This window comes from Streptomyces sp. TAA486, assembly GCF_000426165.1.
The window spans coordinates 182242-202461 of sequence record NZ_AUEV01000008.1; the positions used below are offsets into that span (position 1 = coordinate 182242).

17 protein-coding genes and 1 riboswitch are annotated in these 20220 nt (G+C 71.4%); of the genes, 13 read left to right on the plus strand and 4 right to left on the minus strand.

The genetic code is table 11. From position 1 onward, the window contains the following. Positions 1 to 7: 7 nt before the first annotated feature. Both I004_RS33790 and I004_RS0113595 read left to right on the plus strand, forming a co-directional pair. Positions 8 to 1378, plus strand: a complete 1371-nt coding sequence (locus I004_RS33790; protein WP_051345007.1) for a heterodisulfide reductase-related iron-sulfur binding cluster — start codon at positions 8 to 10, stop codon at positions 1376 to 1378. 37 nt (positions 1379 to 1415) lie between these two features. Further along, on the plus strand, positions 1416 to 3170 hold the full coding sequence (locus I004_RS0113595; RefSeq protein WP_028435950.1) for an L-lactate permease: 1755 nt from the start codon (positions 1416 to 1418) through the stop codon (positions 3168 to 3170). Here I004_RS0113595 and I004_RS0113600 read toward each other — a convergent pair. Further along, complete coding sequence (locus tag I004_RS0113600; protein ID WP_028435951.1) at positions 3131 to 3814, minus strand: GntR family transcriptional regulator; 684 nt, start codon at positions 3812 to 3814, stop codon at positions 3131 to 3133. The genes I004_RS0113595 and I004_RS0113600 overlap by 40 nt on opposite strands. 400 nt (positions 3815 to 4214) lie before the next feature. Between I004_RS0113600 and I004_RS0113605 the strand changes: the two genes are divergently transcribed. The 6 genes from I004_RS0113605 to I004_RS0113630 all read left to right on the plus strand — a co-directional run bounded on the left by I004_RS0113605 (position 4215) and on the right by I004_RS0113630 (position 11652). After that, positions 4215 to 5651: a GuaB1 family IMP dehydrogenase-related protein gene (locus I004_RS0113605; protein ID WP_028435952.1), complete on the plus strand. Its 1437-nt coding sequence runs from the start codon at positions 4215 to 4217 to the stop codon at positions 5649 to 5651. A 153-nt stretch (positions 5652 to 5804) separates the two neighbouring features. After that, entirely contained in the window at positions 5805 to 6518 is a 714-nt protein-coding gene (locus tag I004_RS0113610; RefSeq protein ID WP_028435953.1) for a class I SAM-dependent methyltransferase, read from the plus strand. 132 nt (positions 6519 to 6650) lie between these two features. After that, positions 6651 to 8123: an amino acid permease gene (locus tag I004_RS0113615; protein ID WP_028435954.1), complete on the plus strand. Its 1473-nt coding sequence runs from the start codon at positions 6651 to 6653 to the stop codon at positions 8121 to 8123. 10 nt (positions 8124 to 8133) lie between these two features. Then, on the plus strand, positions 8134 to 8589 hold the full coding sequence (locus I004_RS0113620; RefSeq protein WP_028435955.1) for an Lrp/AsnC family transcriptional regulator: 456 nt from the start codon (positions 8134 to 8136) through the stop codon (positions 8587 to 8589). 392 nt (positions 8590 to 8981) lie between these two features. Further along, positions 8982 to 9782 (plus strand): carbon-nitrogen hydrolase family protein, encoded by an 801-nt coding sequence (locus I004_RS0113625; protein WP_028435956.1) that lies wholly within the window; start codon positions 8982 to 8984, stop codon positions 9780 to 9782. 115 nt (positions 9783 to 9897) lie between these two features. After that, complete coding sequence (locus tag I004_RS0113630) at positions 9898 to 11652, plus strand: FAD-dependent oxidoreductase (RefSeq protein ID WP_028435957.1); 1755 nt, start codon at positions 9898 to 9900, stop codon at positions 11650 to 11652. Positions 11653 to 11676: 24 nt separating this feature from the next. Here I004_RS0113630 and I004_RS0113635 read toward each other — a convergent pair whose 3' ends face one another. The 3 genes from I004_RS0113635 to I004_RS33800 all read right to left on the minus strand — a co-directional run bounded on the left by I004_RS0113635 (position 11677) and on the right by I004_RS33800 (position 15032). Further along, positions 11677 to 12606: a TIGR03619 family F420-dependent LLM class oxidoreductase gene (locus I004_RS0113635; RefSeq protein WP_028435958.1), complete on the minus strand. Its 930-nt coding sequence runs from the start codon at positions 12604 to 12606 to the stop codon at positions 11677 to 11679. A gap of 217 nt (positions 12607 to 12823) precedes the next feature. Beyond that, positions 12824 to 13615, minus strand: coding sequence for a DUF5995 family protein (locus I004_RS33795; RefSeq protein WP_486579984.1), 792 nt, complete (start codon positions 13613 to 13615; stop codon positions 12824 to 12826). A gap of 151 nt (positions 13616 to 13766) precedes the next feature. After that, positions 13767 to 15032, minus strand: coding sequence for an MFS transporter (locus I004_RS33800; RefSeq protein WP_037976106.1), 1266 nt, complete (start codon positions 15030 to 15032; stop codon positions 13767 to 13769). 273 nt (positions 15033 to 15305) lie between these two features. Continuing rightward, positions 15306 to 15436: riboswitch (FMN riboswitch) on the plus strand. A 207-nt stretch (positions 15437 to 15643) separates the two neighbouring features. Between I004_RS33800 and ribD the strand changes: the two genes are divergently transcribed. The 5 genes from ribD (at position 15644) to ribH (ending at position 20169) form a co-directional block, all read left to right on the plus strand. After that, positions 15644 to 16771 (plus strand): bifunctional diaminohydroxyphosphoribosylaminopyrimidine deaminase/5-amino-6-(5-phosphoribosylamino)uracil reductase RibD, encoded by a 1128-nt coding sequence (ribD, locus tag I004_RS33805; RefSeq protein ID WP_051345027.1) that lies wholly within the window; start codon positions 15644 to 15646, stop codon positions 16769 to 16771. Then, positions 16772 to 17419: a riboflavin synthase gene (locus I004_RS33810; protein WP_051345008.1), complete on the plus strand. Its 648-nt coding sequence runs from the start codon at positions 16772 to 16774 to the stop codon at positions 17417 to 17419. After that, on the plus strand, positions 17416 to 18090 hold the full coding sequence (locus I004_RS0113660) for a nicotinamide mononucleotide transporter family protein (protein WP_028435959.1): 675 nt from the start codon (positions 17416 to 17418) through the stop codon (positions 18088 to 18090). The genes I004_RS33810 and I004_RS0113660 overlap by 4 nt, the downstream gene beginning before the upstream one ends. A gap of 92 nt (positions 18091 to 18182) precedes the next feature. Then, positions 18183 to 19589, plus strand: coding sequence for a bifunctional 3,4-dihydroxy-2-butanone-4-phosphate synthase/GTP cyclohydrolase II (locus I004_RS0113665; protein WP_028435960.1), 1407 nt, complete (start codon positions 18183 to 18185; stop codon positions 19587 to 19589). A gap of 106 nt (positions 19590 to 19695) precedes the next feature. Further along, on the plus strand, positions 19696 to 20169 hold the full coding sequence (gene ribH / locus I004_RS0113670) for a 6,7-dimethyl-8-ribityllumazine synthase (protein ID WP_028435961.1): 474 nt from the start codon (positions 19696 to 19698) through the stop codon (positions 20167 to 20169). The last annotated feature ends 51 nt before the right edge of the window (positions 20170 to 20220 follow it).

Consider the following 20220-nt stretch of genomic DNA (forward strand, 5'->3'; position numbering starts at 1 on the left):
GCACCGAATGACCACGCCGCACGGTGGAACGTCTCCGACGCCGGCCTCGTCCGGCGGTTTCGACGCCCACCACCCGCCGTCCCCCGAGCTCATCTCCGACTGCGTGCACTGCGGCTTCTGTCTGCCCGCCTGCCCCACGTACACGCTGAGCGGCGAGGAGATGAACTCACCTCGAGGCCGCATCTACCAGATGCAGCTCATCAACGAGGGCGACGCCACGCTGGACGCCGCCGCCGTCGCCAGCTTCGACAACTGTCTGGGCTGCATGGCCTGTGTGACGGCGTGCCCGTCCGGCGTGCAGTACGACCGGCTCATCGAGTCGGTGCGCCCGCAGATCGAACGCAACTGGGCGCGCTCCCGCTCCGACCGCGCCTTCCGAGGACTGATCTTCCGCCTCTTCCCCTACCCGGGACGGCTGCGCGTCGCCGCCGTCCTCGGCGCCCTGTACCAGCGGCTGGGCATCCGCCGCGTACTGCACCGCACGGGCCTGCTGCGGCGGCTCCCGGCGAGGCTGCGGGCACTGGAGGCGCTGATGCCGGACGTGCCGCTGCGCTCCGCGCTGCGCAAGACACCGGACCGCAGCCCGGCCCGTGCGGGCACCGCCCCGGGCACGGGGGACGCGGGTACCCAGCAGACCACCGCGCGCCGCACCGTCGGCATGGTCACCGGCTGCGTGCAGCAGGTCTTCTTCGCCCAGGTCAACGAGGCCACGGTGCGCGTACTGAACGCCGAGGGCTGCGACGTGGTCGCGCCCCCCGCGCAAGGCTGCTGCGGCGCGCTCAGCGAGCACACAGGACGTGAGGAGGAGGCGGCCCGCCGGGCACGGCAGCTGATCGACACCTTCGAACCGCTCGGCGTCGACGTGATCGTCATCAATGTGGCGGGCTGCGGCTCGGCGCTCAAGGAGTACGGACGGCTGCTCGCCGACGATCCCGAATACCGCGAGCGCGCCGAGGCGTTCGCGGCCAAGGTGCGCGACGTCTCCGAACTCCTCGCCGACCTCACCCCGCTCGCCCCCCGGCACCCCGTGGCCGCACGCCTCGCGCACCACGAGGCATGCCACCTCGCTCACGCGCAGGGCGTCCGCGAACAGCCGCGGGCCGTCCTGCGGAGCGTCCCCGGGCTCGAAGTGGTCGACATCCCCGAGGCCGACATGTGCTGCGGCTCCGCCGGCGTCTACAACCTCATCCAGCCCGGGCCCGCGGAGGAACTCGGCCGCCGCAAGGCGGACAACGTGCGCTCCACGGCGCCCGACGCCGTGGTGACGGCCAACCCCGGCTGTCTGCTGCAGATCTCGCGCCATCTCGACAAGCAGCTCCCCGTGCTGCACCCCGTCCAGGTCATCGACGCCTCGATACGCGGCGTCAAGCCCTGGTGATCCGTCCCCCGAGTCCCAACTCGTCACCGGAGGCACCGTGTTCCAACCCGTACTCGATCCGCTGGGCGGTTCGCTGGGATGGTCGTCGCTAGTCGCCGCCCTCCCACTGGTCGTCTTCTTCGTGCTCCTGGGCGTGCTGCGCGTCCAGGCATGGCTCTCCGCGCTCGCGGCGCTCGCCACATCGATCGTCGTCGCGGTGGCCGCGTACGGCATGCCCGTGGGGCAGAGTCTCAACTCCGCTGTCCTGGGCGCCCTGTTCGGGCTGTTCCCGATCATGTGGATCGTGGTCAACGCCCTGTGGGTCTACCAGATGACCGTCGATACGGGTCACTTCGAAGTGCTGCGCCGCTCCTTCGGCAGGCTCTCCGACGACCAGCGCCTCCAGGCCGTCATCGTCGCCTTCTGCTTCGGGGCGCTCCTCGAGGCTCTGGCCGGCTTCGGGGCGCCCGTCGCGATCAGCTCGGTGATGCTCATCGCTCTGGGCTTCAAACCGTTCAAGGCGGCGACGGTCGCATTGGTGGCCAACACCGCTCCGGTGGCCTTCGGTGCCATGGGTACGCCGGTCATCACGCTCTCCGAACTGACGGGACTGCCGCTCGAGGACGTCTCCTCCATGGTCGGACGCCAGACGCCGCTGCTGGCCGCGGTCGTCCCGGTGCTGCTGGTCTACCTGGTGGACGGCAAGCGGGGTGTGCGTCAGACCTGGTGGCCGGCTCTGGCATGCGGACTCTCCTTCGCCGTGGCCCAGTTCGTCTGCTCCAACTACATGTCCGTCGAGCTGACGGACGTCGTCGCCGCGCTCGTCTCCGTCGGCGTTCTGGTGCTGGTCATGCGGATGACGACCATTCCCTCGCCCGCGCCGGAGGAGATCTCCGGCGACGAGCCGGACGGTTCCGCCCCGGCGAGCGGCGGCGCGGCCACGGGTGACGGCAGCGCGGCGCCCGGCGGTACGGGCGGCGCCTCCGGCAGCGGCGGCGCGGAGCCCGCGACGCAGACCAAGCGCACGGAAACGGTCACGGACACGGACGGAGAAACGCGGGACAGCACCCGCGCGGCGGTCAACGCCTATCTGCCCTACATCGTGATCATCGTCGTCTTCGCGCTGACCAAGTTGCCGGCGATCAAGACGGTGCTGGAGGAGAAGGGCACGGCTCTCTTCAACTGGCCCGGCCTGCACGTCGCCGATCCCGTCAGCGGAAAGCCCGCGGCCTCCACGGTCTTCAAGTTCGACTGGCTGCCCGCGACCGGCACGATGCTGCTCCTCAGCGGCGTGATCACAGCGCTGCTCCTGGCTGTGTCGCCCAGTGTCGCCACCCGCGCGTACGGACGCACCCTGCACCAGCTGCGCTGGGCGATCCTCACGGTGGCCACGGTGCTGGCCCTGGCCTACGTGATGAACCTGTCCGGGCAGACGTCCACCATCGGCAACTTCATCGCGGGCGCCGGAGCCGCGCTGGCCTTCCTCTCACCGGTGCTGGGCTGGCTCGGAGTCGCCGTGACGGGCTCCGACACCTCCGCCAACGCCCTGTTCGGCATCCTCCAGGTGACGGCCGCCAAGAACTCCGGCTACGCCCCGGAGCTCCTCGCCGCGGCCAACAGCTCCGGCGGTGTCCTCGGCAAGATGCTCTCCCCGCAGAACCTGGCCATCGCCGCCGCGGCGACGGGACTGGGCGGACGGGAGCCCGAACTGCTGAGGAAGGTCGTCGGCTGGAGCCTGGCGCTGCTGCTGCTGATGTGCGTCCTGGTCTTCCTTCAGTCCACATCCGTGCTCGGCTGGATGCTCCTGTCCTGAAAACCGAGGACCGCTGCGCGGGTGCCACGCAGGTGCCCGCGCAGCGCGTCCCGGTAGGCCACGAGGTCGCCCTTCTCGAGCAGCGCGACGAGTTCGACGTGCTCGTGGTTCGTGGCGCGCAGCCGGTCGCTGTCGTTGAAGACCGCGTACAGGCCCATGCGCTGCTGGCGGTCGCGCAGCCCCGCGTACAGGTCCAGCAGGATCGGGTTGTCGGCGGCCTGGACGATCAGCTGGTGGAAGACCTGGTCGGCGGCGACGAACGCCTTGCCGTCACCGGCCTCGCGCAGCTTCCTCTGCTCCTGGAGCTGGTCGCGCAGCTCCTCCACGAGCCGCCCCAGCACAGCCGGACCGAGCGAGGAGACCTTCTCGGCGGCGAAGGACTCGATGAGCTCCCTCGTCTCGAGTACCGTCTCCACTTCCTTCGCGGACACCGGCACCACCACCGCGCCGCGCTTGGGGTAGAGCCGCAGAAGGCCCTCCGACTCCAACCGCAGGAACGCCTCACGCACGGGTGTACGGCTGATGCCGAGCGCGGCGGCGACCGTGCCCTCGCTGATCAGGTCGCCCCCGGCGAGGATGCCGTCGAGTATCTGTTCCTTCGCGTACTGGTACGCACGCTGGGACGTGGGGAGAGCCTTACCCACCTGCCGCCCCCCAACATGGATGGATTCATGTGTCCAAGCGGGACACTAAATGTGCCCACGGCGGGCGTGCAACCGGCCCGGGAAGGCCGCCGCGGGCCTGTGACCTCCGGCCCGGGAGGGGCGGTTCGCCGCTCGCGGACGAGGTCGGCGATGATGGAGGAGGAGCCACAGCCCGGACACTGCGCCTCCGGCACTCACTCCCCACCCTCCCCCAGCTACCGCTGGGAGGTGCCCCCACCCAGCTACCGCTGGGAGGTGCCCCCACCCAGCTACCGCTGGGAGGTGCCCCACCCAGCTACCGCTGGGAGGTGCCCCACCCAGCTACCGCTGGGAGGTGCCCCACCCAGCTACCGCTGGGATGTGCCCCACATGGAGCGACAACGCAGGTGAGAGAGCCGGTATGCGATTCCTGAACGACCAGCAGCCCCCGTACGACCTGACGTACGACGACGTCTTCATGGTGCCCGGCCGCTCCGCGGTCGCCTCACGGCAGGGCGTGGACCTCGCGTCCCCCGACGGCAGCGGCACCACGATCCCCCTGGTCGTCGCCAACATGACGGCGATCGCGGGCCGGCGGATGGCCGAGACCGTGGCACGCCGCGGAGGCCTCGTCGTCATCCCGCAGGACATCCCGATCGACGTCGTCACCGAGGTCACCGCCTGGGTCAAGCGCAGGCACCTGGTGCTGGACACCCCCATCACGCTCACGCCGCACCAGACGGCCGCCGACGCGCTGTCCCTGCTGCCCAAGCGGGCGCACGGAGCCGGTGTCGTGGTCCAGGACGGGCGTCCCGTGGGCATCGTCACCGAGTCCGACCTGACGGGCGTGGACCGCTTCACGCAGCTGTCCGAGGTGATGTCCCGGGATCTTCTCGTCCTGAAGGCGGACGTCGATCCGAGCGAGGCGTTCGACCAGCTCGACAGCGCACACCGCAGGCTTGCCCCCGCCGTCGACGCCGACGGGCGGCTCGTGGGCATCCTGACCCGCAAGGGAGCGCTGCGCGCCACGCTCTACACCCCGGCGACGGACGCGGCAGGGCGGCTGCGGGTGGCCGCCGCCGTGGGCATCAACGGCGACGTGGCCGGCAAGGCGCGGGCGCTGCTGGAGGCCGGCGTCGACACCCTCGTCGTGGACACCGCGCACGGCCACCAGGAACGCATGGTCGACGCGCTGCGTGCCGTGCGGGCCCTCGACCCGCAGGTGCCCCTCGTCGCGGGGAACGTCGTCGCCGCCGAGGGCGTACGTGATCTCATCGAGGCCGGGGCGGACATCGTGAAGGTCGGCGTCGGGCCGGGCGCCATGTGCACCACGCGGATGATGACCGGGGTCGGCCGGCCCCAGTTCTCGGCCGTGCTCGAATGTGCCGCTGAGGCGCGCACGTACGGCAAGCACGTATGGGCCGACGGCGGTGTGCGGCATCCGCGGGACGTCGCCATGGCGCTGGCCGCAGGGGCGTCCAACGTCATGATCGGCTCGTGGTTCGCCGGTACGTACGAGTCGCCGGGAGACGTCCAGCAGACCGCCGACGGACGGGCGTACAAGGAGTCCTACGGCATGGCGTCGGCGCGTGCCGTGCGCCACCGCACCAGCGAGGAGTCGGCCTACGACCGCGCCCGCAAGGCGCTGTTCGAGGAGGGCATCTCGACCTCGCGGATGTTCATCGACCCGGTGCGGCCCGGTGTCGAGGACGTCATCGACGCGATCATCGCCGGGGTGCGGTCCTCGTGCACGTACGCGGGCGCGGCGTGCCTGGAGGAGTTCGCGGAGAAGGCCGTCGTCGGCGTGCAGAGCGCCGCGGGGTATGCGGAGGGCGAGCCGCTGCACGCCAGTTGGTGACGGTCCCGGGTTCCCTGATCCACGGCACCCCGGGGACCGGCAAGGGCCCGGGGAGCCATGGGCCAGTCGAGGCCGAAGCCGCGGTGTGCGTCGGTGAATTCGTCCCCGGACGAATTGCTTCCTGCCCGGATGGCACCGTGCTGCCATGCGCCTATGACCGCATTCACACGTGACGGACACTCAGGCACCGGCCCCGGCGAATTCACCCGCGACGGCTGCTCGGTCGAGATGTACTCGCGCCTTCCAGCCCACCGCGAGGCCGGTGTCGTGCTGGGGGCCGTGCCGCCCGGGGCATCGCTGCTCGAACTCGGCGCGGGAGCAGGGCGGATGACCCGTTCCCTCGTGGCGGGCGGCCTGGAGGTGACGGCCGTTGACGAGTCCGCGGAGATGCTCGCGCAGATCGGGGACACGGCACCGACGGTCCTCTCCGCCATCGAAGACCTGGATCTGGGGCGGCAGTTCGACGCCGTGCTGCTCGCCTCGTTCCTCGTCAACACCGCCGACGACGCACAGCGCGGCCGGCTGCTGCGCACCTGCGTCCGGCACACCGCCCCCGGCGGTCGCGTCCTGCTGCAGCGCGAACGCGACGGGCTGCACGAGGGCTTGAGCGCGGGGGACACCTGGCAGAGCGGCACCATGCAGGTCTCCGTCGTCTCCATCGAACCGCTCGGCGACGGCGTCTCCCGCACCTGCATCGGCTACGTCCTCGAGGACGCCCGGTGGACGCAGACCTTCTTCTCCCAGAACCTGCCCGAGCCACGGTTCGAGGCGGCACTGTCCGACGCCGGACTCGCCGTCGACGCCTACCTCACCGACGACCGGACCTGGGTGCGCGCACGCGTGCAGGGTGTGCGGCCGGCTCCCTGAACGTTTCGCCTCCACAGGCCTCATGGGCGCAACAGATCGCCGCGTACGCGCAAGGATGCCCAGTTACTCGCCGCCGTCGGTGCCTCGTAGGGTCGTGCGCCGTAGCAGACCGACAGCGAGGAGGCCGTTGCCGTGTTGGACCAGGGCGCCAGCCCGCAGACCCCGAAGAACCCCGGCGGGCGGCAGGGCGGCGTCTCGCGGCTGACGCGCCGCAAGCCCGTGGAGATGCTCGTCGCCGAAGGCGGCCAGGGCGAGGGCGGTGAACTGCGGCGCAGCCTCGGCCTGTGGCAGCTGACCATGATCAGTATCGGGGCGACGCTCGGGACCGGGATCTTCGTCGTCCTCGGGGAGGCCGTGCCCGACGCCGGGCCCGCGGTCATCGTCTCCTTCGTCCTCGCGGGGCTCACGGCACTCTTCTCGGCCTTCTCCTACGCGGAACTGGCGGGCACCATCCCCGTCGCCGGATCCTCCTACTCCTACGCCTACGCGACGATGGGCGAACTGATCGCCTGGGTGTGCGGCTGGTGTCTGCTGCTGGAGTACGGGGTCTCGGTGGCCGCCGTGGCCGTCGGCTGGGGCCAGTACATCGACGAACTGCTGCACGGCACCCTCGGGTTGAACCTTCCCCAGGCCCTGTCCGCTCCGCCGGGCGAGGGCGGACTTTTCAACGTCCCCGCGCTCGTCGTCGTGCTGCTCGCCATGGCATTCCTGCTCGGCGGCGCCCGGGAGAGCGCGCGGGCCAACACCGTCATGGTCACCGTGAAGGTCATCGCGCTGCTGCTGTTCTGCGCCGTCGCCGCAATGGGCATACGGGCGGGCAACTACCAGCCCTTCATGCCCCTGGGCATGGCCGGGGTGAGCGCAGCGGGAGCCACCCTCTTCTTCTCCTACATCGGCTTCGACGCGGCATCCACGGCGGGGGAGGAGGCGAAGGACCCGCAGCGCGACCTTCCCCGCGCCATCCTCCTGTCCCTCGTCCTGGTCACCGCGCTGTACTGCCTCGTCGCCGCCGTAGCCGTGGGCGCCCTGCCCTGGCAGCGGTTCGAGGGCAGCGAAGCGGCGCTCTCCGGCATCCTGCACGAGGTCACAGGACAGGGCTTCTGGCCCACGCTCCTCGCCTTCGGCGCCGTCGTCGCCATCGCGTCGGTCGTGCTGACCGTGCTGTACGGGCAGACCCGGATCCTCTTCGCGATGTCACGGGACGGCCTTGTGCCGGCGGTCTTCTCCAAGGTCGACCCACGCAGCGGCACCCCGCGCGCCAACACGGTCATCGTCTCCGCGTTCTGCGCGACGCTCGCCGCCGCCGTGCCGCTCGGCAACCTCGCCGACGCCACCAGCATCGGCACCCTCTTCGCCTTCGGCCTCGTCAATGTCGCCGTGATCGTGCTGCGCCGCACCCGGCCCGAGATGCGACGGGCCTTCCGCGTCCCGCTCTCGCCGCTGGTCGGCCTGGGCCTGTGTCTGTGGATGATGTTCTCCCTGGACGCCGTCACATGGGGGGTGTTCGGCGCCTGGATGGCAGTGGGCGCTGTGGTGTACTTCGGGTACGGCATACGCCGATCCCGGCTGAGGACGGCACCGGACCCCGCGAGCACGGAAGAGTGACGGCCCCGCAGTGACTCTCAACGACCTCGACGAGCGCATCGTCCACCTCCTCTCCCAGGACGCCCGCCGCTCCTACGCCGACATCGGCGCCGAAGTGGGCCTCTCCGCGCCGGCCGTCAAACGCCGGGTGGACCGGCTGCGGGCGGAGGGAGCCATCACCGGCTTCACCGTCCGCGTCGACCCGGCGGCGCTCGGGTGGCAGACCGAGGGCTACATCGAGATGTACTGCCGCTCCAAGACCGTGCCGGAAGACATCCGCCGCGCACTGGCCCGCTACCCGGAGGTGGCCTCCGCCTCCACGGTGACCGGCGAGGCCGATGCCGTGGTGCAGGTCTTCGCCTCCGACATGCGGCACTTCGAGCAGGTCCTGGAACGCATCGCCGGCGAGCCGTTCGTCGAACGCACCAAGTCGGTGCTGGTGCTCTCACCGTTGCTGCGCCGCTACACGGCGGGCGCGCCGCGCTGAGCGACACCACCTGACGCCGGGCGGCCGGTCGGGCCCGCCCGGCGGACCGGGCCGGTGGTCAGCGGTCACCGGCGGGCGAGCGCCGGAGAGGGACGAGACTGCTCGCGCCTTCCCGGATCCGCACGGCCCACCGCCGGGCGCGGAGCCGGGCAGTTCACGCCGGGGGACGATCCGCGCAATACGGTCCCAGCTTCACGCTCCGACGGCGCCACGCAACGAATGCCCGCAGATGGCCTTCACCACGCAACGAAATGCCCTCCGATGCGCAATGGATGAGCCTTGTCGGCCGGATGCCCGGACCGTACCGTCGAAGTGTTCCCAGCACATCCGTACGGGCGGCTCCCGGCGCCCACGCCGCCCGCGCCCGTACGCCGAGCACAGCCAGAGGTCCCATGCCGTCGCTGCGCCTTGCCCTGCACCAGGGCCCCGCCGGTGTTCCGCGCACCGTCGAGGACGGTCTCGCCGCACTCGACGCCGCCGCACGCACGGCAGCCGCGGAGGGTGCCCGGCTCCTGGTCACGCCCGAACTGTCCCTGACCGGCTACGCGCTGGGCGACGGCGTCGCCGGGCGCGCCGGGCCCGCCGACGGACCGTCCGCACGCGCGGTCGCGGGCATCTCCGCGGCACACCGCATCGCCGTCGTTCACGGATATCCCGAACTCGACCCGGACAGCGGCGCGTTGTACAACTCGGCCGCCCTCGTCGGACCCGACGGGACCCTTCTCGCCGGATACCGCAAGACGCACCTCTACGGCGACTACGAGCGGCGCCACTTCACGCCCGGGGACCGGCTCGTGGTGCAGGCGGACCTGGACGGCGTCCGCATCGGCCTGCTCATCTGCTACGACGTGGAGTTCCCCGAAGCCGTGCGCGCCCACGCCCTCGCGGGAACCGAGCTCCTGGTCGTGCCGACGGCACTGATGCGCCCGTATGAGGTGGTGGCCGAGACGGTCCTGCCCGCCCGCGCGTGGGAGAACCAGCTCTACGTCGCGTACGCCAACCGCGTCGGCCGCGAAGGGGAGTTCGACTTCGCCGGGCTCAGCTGTCTCGCCGCGCCCGACGGGACCGTCCCCGCACGCGCCGACCGGGATCAGGCGCTGCTGACGGCCGACATCGACACCGGTCTGCTGCATGCCTCACGGGCGCAGAACAGCTACCTCACCGACCGGCGGCCCGAGCTCTACACCGCCTGACACCTGGCCTTCCGGCACGTGGCGGCCCGTCCGCCGGCCGCAGCCGACGCCTGCACGAGAACGACCGAGCCCTGCCCGAGCAGCAACCCCACCCCCGGAGAGGAGAAGTGCGCCGATGACGTCCACGGTGCCCACAGCCGCACACGAGGAGCAGCAGCCCGCGACCGCGGCCGCCAGGCCGCTGACCATGTCCGGGCCCGACTTCCCGTTCGCCTACGACGACTTCCTGGCCCACCCCGCGGGCCCGGGGTCGGTGCCCGCGACCGAACACGGCACCGAGGTCGCCGTGATCGGCGGCGGACTCTCCGGCATGGTCACCGCCTACGAGCTGATGAAGGCCGGACTCAAGCCCGTCGTCTACGAAGCCGACCGCATCGGCGGACGCCTGCGCACCGAGCGGTTCGAGGGCTGTGAGGGCGAACTGACCGCCGAGATGGGAGCCATGCGCTTCCCGCCGTCCTCGACCGCCTTCCAGCACTACGTCGAGCTGACCGGCCTGGAGACCGAGCCGTTCCCCAACCCCCTTGCGCCCGCGACGCCTTCGACGGTCGTGGACCTCAAGGGCACCTCGCACTACGCCCGTACGCTCGATGACCTTCCGCCCGTCTTCCACCAGGTCATGGACGCATGGAACGCCTGCCTGGAGGACGGGGCCGAATTCTCCGCCATGCAGCGCGCGTTGAGGGAGCGCGATGTGCCGCGCATCCGTGAGATCTGGTCCCGCCTGGTGCACAGGCTCGACAACCAGACCTTCTACGGCTTCCTCTGCGACTCGGAGTCCTTCGCCTCCTTCCGGCACCGCGAGATCTTCGGGCAGGTGGGATTCGGCACCGGCGGATGGGACACCGACTTCCCCAACTCCATCCTGGAGATCCTCCGCGTCGTCTACACCGGCGCCGACGACGACCACCGCAGCATCGTCGGCGGAAGCCAGCAACTCCCCGAGCGGCTATGGGAGTTGGAGCCCGACAAGCTCGTGCATTGGCCGGCCGGTACCTCCCTGGCGTCGCTCCACCGGGACGGGGGAGACGGCAAGGGCGGCCGGGCGCGAGGGGGACACCGTCCCGCCGTCACCCGCCTGCGCCGCACCGCGGGCAACCGCATCACCGTCACGGACGCCTCCGGCGACATCCGCACCTACCGTGCGGCCGTCTTCACGGCCCAGTCGTGGATGCTGCTGAGCAAGATCGACTGTGACGACGCGCTGCTGCCCATCGACCACTGGACGGCCGTGGAGCGCACCCACTACATGGAGTCCTCCAAGCTGTTCGTGCCCGTGGACCGGCCGTTCTGGCTCGACGAGGACGTCGACGACAGGGGCGAGCCGACCGGCCGCGACGTGATGAGCATGACGCTCACCGACCGGATGACGCGCGGCACCTATCTGCTGGACGACGGACCCGACCGGCCCGCCGTCATCTGCCTCTCGTACACGTGGTGCGACGACAGCCTCAAGTGGCTGCCGCTCGACGCTGATCAGCGCATGGAGGTGATGCTGAAGTCGCTGGGGGAGATCTATCCGAAGGTCGACATCCGCAGCCACATCACCGGCAGCCCGGTCACCGTCTCCTGGGAGAACGAGCCGTACTTCATGGGCGCGTTCAAGGCCAACCTGCCCGGCCACTATCGCTACCAGCGGCGGCTGTTCACGCACTTCATGCAGGACGACCTGCCCGAGGACAAGCGCGGGCTCTTCCTCGCCGGCGATGACATCTCCTGGACGGCGGGCTGGGCGGAGGGCGCCGTGCAGACCGCCCTCAACGCCGTGTGGGGAGTGCTGCACCACCTCGGCGGCGGCACCGACCCGTCCAATCCGGGGCCGGGCGACGTCTACGACGAGATCGCGCCGGTGCTGCTGCCGGAGGACTGAACGGGCCGGTGCGCGGGCCGGGCGTCACATGCCGGCCTTGCGCACCGCCGTGTGCAACGCCCGTGCCGCATCGGTCAGTTCAGCGGTGTCGCGCGACACCGCCTGCACGTCCAGGATCGCCTCGTCGACGCCTGCCGCGACGCCCTCCGCGAGATCCTCGACGATCTGCTCGACCGTGCCCTGGTGCGTCCGGCGCCCGCCGTCGAGCGGCTTGTCCGTGAGACGCAGGCTGCACCGCTGCACGACGGTGAGCGAGTCGGGGTCGCGGCCGTTGCGCTCGGCCAGCTCGCGCAGCTTCGCGCGGGTCCGGGCGACGACGGGGTGGGGCGTGAGGGAGGGGACCCAGCCGTCGGCACGGCGGGCGATCCGCTCCACGGTGCGGGAGTTGCTCGCGGCCAGCAGCACCGGGATCCTGCCGGCCTGCGGCTTGGGCCCGACGTCCGCCGGTGCGAGACTCATGCGGCTGCCCTCGTACGCCGACGGGCCGGGGCTCCACACCGCTTCGCACACGTCGAGCAGTTCGTCCAGCAGCGCACCCCGCCGGCTGAAGTCCGCGCCCGCCGCCGTGTATTCGTCACGCGACCAGCCGGTTCCGAAGCCCGCGACGAGGCGGCCGCCGCTCGCAGCGCTCAACGTGCCCAAAGCACGGGCCAGGTCGAACGGAGCGTGCAGCGGGCCGACCAGCACGGACGTGCCCAGGCGCACCCGTTCCGTGACCGCCGCGGCCTGCGCGAGCGTGATCAGAGGGTCGGCTACGTGCCGGAAGGTCTCGGGCCAAGGCCGGCCCTCGACGCCGTACATACCGTCGACCGGATCCTCGGGAACCAGGGTGCGTTCGAAGACCCACAGACTGTCGTAGCCGCACGCCTCCGCCTCCCGCGCCACCACCGTCACGTCACTTCCCGGCGCGTAGTGCTTCATCTGTGGCAGACCCAGGCCCAGTCGCAGCGTCATGTCTCCTCCGTGAGGCTCGTGCCACGGGAACCTCCCGCCCTGCATGACTGCCCCCGTCTGCTCCTGTGACCCCTCGGGCCTCCGCGGCAACGGACTGTGGCGTCGCGGCGGAAGAGCGTTCCCGGGCGAATAGGTTCAAGGGTCATGCGGATCACGAAGTACGGGCCGCGGGCAGTCGCCGGTGAGCGTTCAGGAGACCGTCCGGCCTCGACGGGCCTCATGCACCGTGACGACCGCCGTGTCTCGTCGTATCGCCGCCGCGATGCCTGTCGGCGCACGGCAGGGGAGTCAGCAGACACCGCCCGGCCAGGCCCACGCTCGCATCCAGCCCCTCGGCGAACTCCCCGGCCAGCTCGGGCTGCACGCGCAGACCCCACAGGGCCCGGAACGCCATCCACGCACCCGAGCGCGCCATCTCCAGACTCCACGAACCGAGCAGGTGCGTGAGCGGATCGGCGACGTCCAGGACGTCCGGTCCCGGCATCAGCTCCTCCCGGATGCGCTCCTCCATAAGCGTCAGCAGATCCCCGACGCGCTCGAAGTCGCCCTCCAGCGCCTCCGGTTCGGCCTGCTGGGCCTTGCAGGTGGCCAGCAGCGCCAGCGGCAGGTCGTACCCCACGTGCGCGTTGATCCCCGCCAGGGCGAACTGGAGGGGACGCACGTACGGATGGCGGCGCATCTGGAACAGCGGCCGCCAGGACGCAGGAGGGCGCCGGCCCGAGCCGTGTGCCTCCACCGCCGAGAGAAAGCGGCCCGCGAAGCGCGCACCGAGCTCCTCGGCGGAAGCGCGATCGCTGAACCAGTCCGATTCCAGCCGCCGTTGGACCTCCAGCGTCACCGAGAGATAGACGCGGCCGAAGACGGCCACGCCGTCACCCTGCGGAAGCCGCGCACCGACGCCGCGCATGCGCTGCACCACCGAGTCGAACGTCCCCGGCGGAGGCAGCGGGCCCGGGTGCAGCACCGCGGGTGTCGCGGTTCGCAGAGGTGTCCGTTCAGCTGACGTCATGGGTGCAGAGTGGCAGGCGTGGTGGCTTGTGGTGGCGAAGACGGCCCGTGTGGCGCCCGGACGGGGGACATCCGTGCGTGGCGCGAACAGGCCCGCCTGCCAGGTCCGTTCGGGGCGGCCGAGGCAACGCGCCCGAGGAACGCGCCTGCGCTCAGGAGGTCTCGGGAGCGGACGCCGGGTGGCTCTCCGCGGTGGCGGGGGAACCCTCGCCCGAGGCCGTCGTGCGCCCTTCGGGACGCAGCATCCCCGCACCCAGCACCAGACCCAGCATCAGCACTGTGACCAGCCCGAACGACACGGACAGCGACGTGGCCTCCGCGATCCAGCCGACCGCGGCGGGAGCCGCCAGCCCCGAGGCGTAGGCGAGAGTGGCGACGCCCGCGATCTCCTGACCCGGCGACGCCGACGGTATTCGGCCCGCCGCCGCGAAGCACAGCGGCACCACCACGGCGACACCGATCCCGATCAGCGCAAAGCCGGTGATGGCCAGTGCGGGTGTACGCGCGATCACCACCAGGGCTCCGCCCGTTGCCGCGGTCAGCCCGCTGATCCTCACCGTCCGCACCGGTCCCAGCCGCCGCACCACCGCGTCGCCCAGGAGCCTGGCGACGGCCATCGTGCACGCGAAGGCGGTGAACGCCGAGGCGGCCAGGCCCGGATCGGCGTGCGTCACGTCGCGCAGATAGATGCCCGACCAGTCCATCGACGAGCCCTCCGCGAAGACGGCGAAGAAACCCATGAGTCCGACCGTGAGTGCGGCGCGGCTCGGCAGGGCGAAGCGAGGCGGTGCCTCCGTCTCGGCCCCCGACGCTCCGGTCTCTTCGCCGGTGGCGGTCGGCTGCTCCCTGACGTCCAGCGTCCAGCGGCACGCCACGACGGCCGCGGCGGCGGTCAGGGGCGCCACCAGGCCCAGATGGACGCGCCCGTCGATGCCGGCGTGCGCGGCGAACGCACCGACCGCGCCGCCCAGCAGAGTGCCCACGCTCCACATGCCGTGCAGACCGGACATCACCGACTTCCCGTACCGCTCCTCGATCTGCACCCCGTGGGCGTTCATCGCGACGTCCATCAGGCCGAGGCCGCACCCGTAGGCGAAGAGGATCACGCACAACCACAGCAGGGACGGCGCGAGCGCGGGAAGCGCCAGCCCCGCGCAGCACATCAGCGACAGCCAGGCCATCGAGCGGCGCGGACCGTGGCGGTGTGCGAGGCGCGCGGAGAGCGGCATCGCTGCCGAAGCCCCGATCGTGAGGAAGACCAGCGCCATCCCCAGCCAGCCGTGGCTGAGTTGGAGGTGCTCACGGATCCACGGGATGGCAGTGGCGAAGCTGCCGCTCACCACACCGTGCACGGCGAACACGGCGGAGATCGCGCGCCGTGCACGACGGGTGGCCGCGTCGGTGGCGGTCTGCTGCATGTGCGGGACCCTCCGGCCTGTACGTGTGTGTTCGGCAGCTGCTCTTTCAGCGCCCTTCCCCCGCGCCCGTACCCCGTCGGCCTGCGCGATCCGGGCCACTGTACGGGGGGTCTCGGGCACCTGAACAAGGGGTTTTCGCAAGGCTTTTGCAAGAGGCTGAAAGCGCTCGCACACTCTCGCCGCATCCGTGTGCACGCACTGTGAGTGAGCACACAGGCAATGGGGGCATGGCGCGTGCGTGTCCGTGGCAGACTGAACGCGTACCAGTGACGTCAGCGCACTCCGGGGTCGGTGAAAGTCCGAACCGGCGGTTACAGTCCGCGACCCGGTCGCCTCCAGCGGCCGGTTGACCAGGTGAAATTCCTGGACCGACGGTGAAAGTCCGGATGGGAGGCAGTGCGCGGCGGGCCGAGACCGGTACACCGCCCCGTCGGTCGGGCGCTGCCATGCATCGCATGGAAGCGGCCTTCCTTTTTCGTGGTGGTGCCCCGGCCTCGACGGTCCGTGCATGCCCCGGAGTCCGTGCCCGAAGAGGCAGGAGAGACCCGGTGGCAACGGACTCAGCAGCCGCAGTGTCAGCCCCTTCCGCCGAACCGGCCGAACGGGCCGCCATGCGCCGTGCCGTCGAACTCGCCTCCCGCGGGCTCGGTTCCACCAGTCCGAACCCCGTCGTGGGCTGCGTCGTGCTGAGCCCCGAGGGCTATCCAGTCGGCGAGGGGTGGCACCAGCGCGCAGGCGGCCCGCACGCCGAGATCCACGCCCTGGCCGAAGCGGGCGACGACGCACGCGGCGGCACCGCCGTCGTCACCCTCGAACCCTGCGACCGCACCGGCCGAACGGGTCCCTGCTCCCGCGCCCTCATCGACGCGGGCATCGCCCGTGTCGTCTACGCCGTCGCGGACCCCTCCGCGCCGGGCGGGGCGGGCAGCCTCGCGGAAGCGGGCATCGACGTCGTACAGGGACTGCTCGCGGACGACGCGGCCGCCGGCAACGCGGCCTGGCTCACCTCGGTGCGGGAGCAACGCCCCTACGTCATCTGGAAGTACGCCGCGACGCTCGACGGGCGCATCGCCGCCACCGACGGCTCCAGCCGCTGGATCACCTCCGACGAGGCACGCGCCGACGTCCACCGTCTGCGTGCCCGCACCGACGCGGTGCTCGTCGGCTCCGGCACGGCACGCGCGGACGATCCGCACCTCGCGGTGCGCGGCGTGTCCGGCGCGGTGCAGCCGCTGCGCGTCGTCACTGACACCGACGCCTCGGCCGTACGGCCCGGTGCGCGCGTCCTCGACGATGCGGCGCCCACGCTCGTCGCCGTCGCGGAGGACGCCGACGCCGGTCAACTCGAAGGCGCCGCCGAGCTGTTGAGGCTGCCGCGCGCCGGGGGCGGCCGGCCCGGGCTCGACCTGGCGGAGCTGCTCGGGGAACTGCACGCGCGTGACGTCCGGTCGGTGCTGATCGAGGGCGGCCCGACGCTGGCCGGGTCGTTCGTCGCGGCCGGAATCGTCGACGAAGTCATCGGCTATGTCGCACCCGTGCTGCTCGGCTCCGGGCCCGCCGCACTGGGCGACGCCGGAATCGCCACCATCGCGCAGGCGTTGCGGCTGAAGGTGACCGAGACGGTGCGCGTCGGCCCTGACCTGCGTATCACCGCGGTTCCCGCGACGGCCGTACGCGCCGGGACCTCCGGCGCTTCCGTCGCGGTCACCGCATCAACCGCTTCCACCGAGGAGTTCTGAGTGTTCACCGGAATCGTCGAAGAGCTGGGTGAGGTCGTCGCCGTGGAGGAACTGCCGGGCGCCGCACGCTTCCGGCTGCGCGGCCCCCTCGTCACCGAAGGCGCGCGGCACGGCGAGTCGATCGCCGTCAACGGCGTCTGCCTCACCGTGGTGGAGGCGTCCGGCGGCGAGTTCACGGCCGACGTCATCGGCGAGACCCTTGCCCGCTCCTGCCTCGGCGCCCTGACCACCGGCTCCCGCGTCAACCTCGAGCGTCCCATGGTCCTCGGCGGAAGGCTCGACGGGCACCTCGTCCAGGGCCATGTCGACGGCACCGGCACCGTCGCCGAGCGGACCGAGGACGGCACGGTGCGGGTCGAGATCCCCTCGGGGCTGGCCAGGTACATCGTCGAGAAGGGGTCCATCACCATCGACGGCGTAAGCCTCACCGTCGTCGAGGCCGGCGACTCGCACTTCACCGTCAGCCTGATCCCCACGACGCTGGCGCTGACCACCCTCGGCATCAAGCAGCCCGGAGACCCGGTCAACCTCGAGGTCGACGTCCTGGCCAAGTACGTCGAGCGGCTGCTCACGCACGGCGGCTCCGAGGTGACAGGTTCCGTTGCGGGCGGCAACGGGGCCGCCGGCGCGAAGGAAGCCGTGCGGTGAACGCCCTGGATCTGCTCAACAGCGAGGCGTTCAGCGCCTTCGGTCAGGACGTCATCTACTCCGACCTCATCGGCAACGTCATCGGCCTGGCCGCTCTCGCGCTGGGCTGGCGTCGCAACGTCCTCACCTGGCCCGTGCAGGTGCTGGCCGGTGTCGTCCTCGTGTGCGCCTACTACTCGGCTCAGCTCGCGGGCGGGGTCGGCAAGCAGTTGCTGGTCATCGTCGTCGCACTGTGGGGCTGGTGGCAGTGGCGCCGCGGCAACCGCACCGCCGAGGACGGGGCGATCACGGTGCGCTTCGCGCGCCCGCGTGAGCGCGTGGTGCTGCTGGCCGGAACCGTCGCGGGCACGCTCGCCGTCGGCTCGCTCTTCACGCTCATGCCGGAACTGTCGTGGAACCCCTGGCCGGACGCCTACATCTTCGTCGGCACCCTTGCCGCGATGACGGCACAGGCCCGCGGGCTCGTGGAGTTCTGGTTCGCCTGGCTGCTTGTCGACATCGTCGGTGTCCCGCTGGCCTTCAGCAGCGGGCTCGCCTTCTCGGGACTGGTCTACGTCCTCTACCTCGGGCTCGTGCTGTGGGGGCTGCGCAGCTGGTGGCTGAGTACCCGCACGAGCGCACCCGTGGCTTCCGCCCAGCGGGAGTCCCCTGCCGAAGGAGCACGTCCATGAACGGGTCCGGCAGCGCCGCCGGGCCGCTGCCCGGCACCAACGGCACCAACGGCACGAACGGCCCGCGCGGGCCGCAGCAAGGAGGCGCAGGTATGAGCGCAGTGACGAGCGACTGGTACGCGGACGGAGAGTCCGGCGAGACATCCGGGGTTCCCGGAAGCGGCCCCGACGACTTCGCCCTCGACCCGGTCGAGCGTGCGATAGCCGATGTGGCCCTCGGCCGGCCCGTGGTCGTCGTGGACGACGAGAACCGGGAGAACGAGGGCGACCTGATCGTCGCCGCAGAGCGCGTCACCCCCGAGATCGTCGCCTTCATGATGAGCGAGTGCCGGGGCCTGATCTGCACGCCCATGGAATCCGACGATCTCGACCGGCTCGACCTGCCGCAGATGGTCGAGCGGAACTCCGAGGCGATGGGCACGGCCTTCACCGTGTCCGTGGACGCCACCGGCCGCCACGGCGTGACCACCGGCATCTCGGCCGCCGACCGTGCCACCACCATCCGGCTGCTGGCCGACCCGGAGGCCGTGCCGTCCGACTTCGTGCGCCCCGGGCACGCCTTCCCGCTGCGCGCCAAGCCCGGCGGCGTGCTGGAACGGGCCGGGCACACCGAGGCCGGGGTGGACCTGGCGCGGCTGGCGGGGCTGCGTCCCGCCGCCGCCATCGTCGAGATCGCCGGCGAGGACGGCACCATGCTGCGGCTGCCCGAGCTGCTCCCGTTCGCCCGCAAGCACGGCCTCGCGGTGATCTCCATCGAGGCCCTGATCGCCTACCGCGAGGCCACCGAACGGCCGGCGGGTCAGGGGCGCGAGCCTGCCGTCGTCCCCGCGGAAGCCGCAGCGCCCGCAGTCGACACTGTGGAGCCCACGGTCCTGCGCGAGGCCAGCACGCGGCTGCCCACACGCCACGGCGAGTTCCGTGCGTACGGATACCGCTCCACCATCGACGGGGTCGAGCACATCGCACTGGTCGCCGGAGACCTCACCGAGAACGGCGGCGAGGACGTCCTGGTACGGGTGCACTCCGAGTGCCTGACCGGCGACGTCTTCGGGTCGCTGCGCTGCGACTGCGGCATGCAGCTGGACTCGTCACTGGAGCGGGTTCAGTCCGAGGGCCGCGGCGTGGTGGTGTATCTGCGCGGCCACGAGGGCCGCGGCATCGGGCTGCTGTCCAAGCTGCGCGCGTACGAGCTCCAGGAGCGCGGCCGCGACACCCTCGACGCCAACCTCGAACTCGGGCTTCCCGCCGACGCCCGCGACTACGCGGCAGCCGCCCGGATGCTCGACGACCTGGGCGTACGGTCCCTGCGGCTGATGACCAACAACCCGGACAAGTCCGAGGCCCTCGCCCGGCACGGGCTGCGCGTCGACGAGCGCGTGGCCATGCCCGTCGAGGCCGGTGAGCACAACCTGCACTACCTGCGCACCAAGCGCGACCGCATGGGCCACGAGCTGCCGTGGCTGGAGGCCCGGAAGGCCTCACCCTGCGGCAACCAGTGACCGCCCGGACGACGCCGAGGCGACGGTTGACCACACCAGCGACACCATCACCATCACCATCACCGGCATCGAAGACATCGGCCGGCAGAGGCAAGGAGCAAGGAACGTGAGCGGCAAGGGCGCCCCCGAACTGTCCGTCGAAGAGTGCGGCGATCTGCGAGTGGCCGTGGTGGCCGCGCAGTGGCACGAGACCGTCATGGACGGCCTCGTGGCCGGCGCCCTGCGCGCCGCCCGGGAACTGGGCACCGCCGAACCCACGCTGCTGCGCGTCCCCGGCAGCTTCGAACTGCCCGTCGCAGCCGGGGCGCTCGCCCGTGCCGGATACGACGCCGTCGTCGCGCTCGGCGTGGTCATCCGCGGCGGGACACCGCACTTCGACTACGTCTGCCAGGGAGTCACCCAAGGGCTGACACAGGTCGGTGTCGAGACCGGCGTCCCCATCGGGTTCGGGGTCCTCACATGCGACGACGAGGAACAGGCCCTCGAGCGCGCCGGTCTTGCCGGCTCCCGCGAGGACAAGGGCCACGAGGCCACGACCGCCGCGGTGGCCACGGCCGCCGCGCTGCGCACCGTGGCCTGAACGGGCCCGACCCGGGCGCGGAGGGCCTGCGGGCCTCCACGTAGAGTTGGG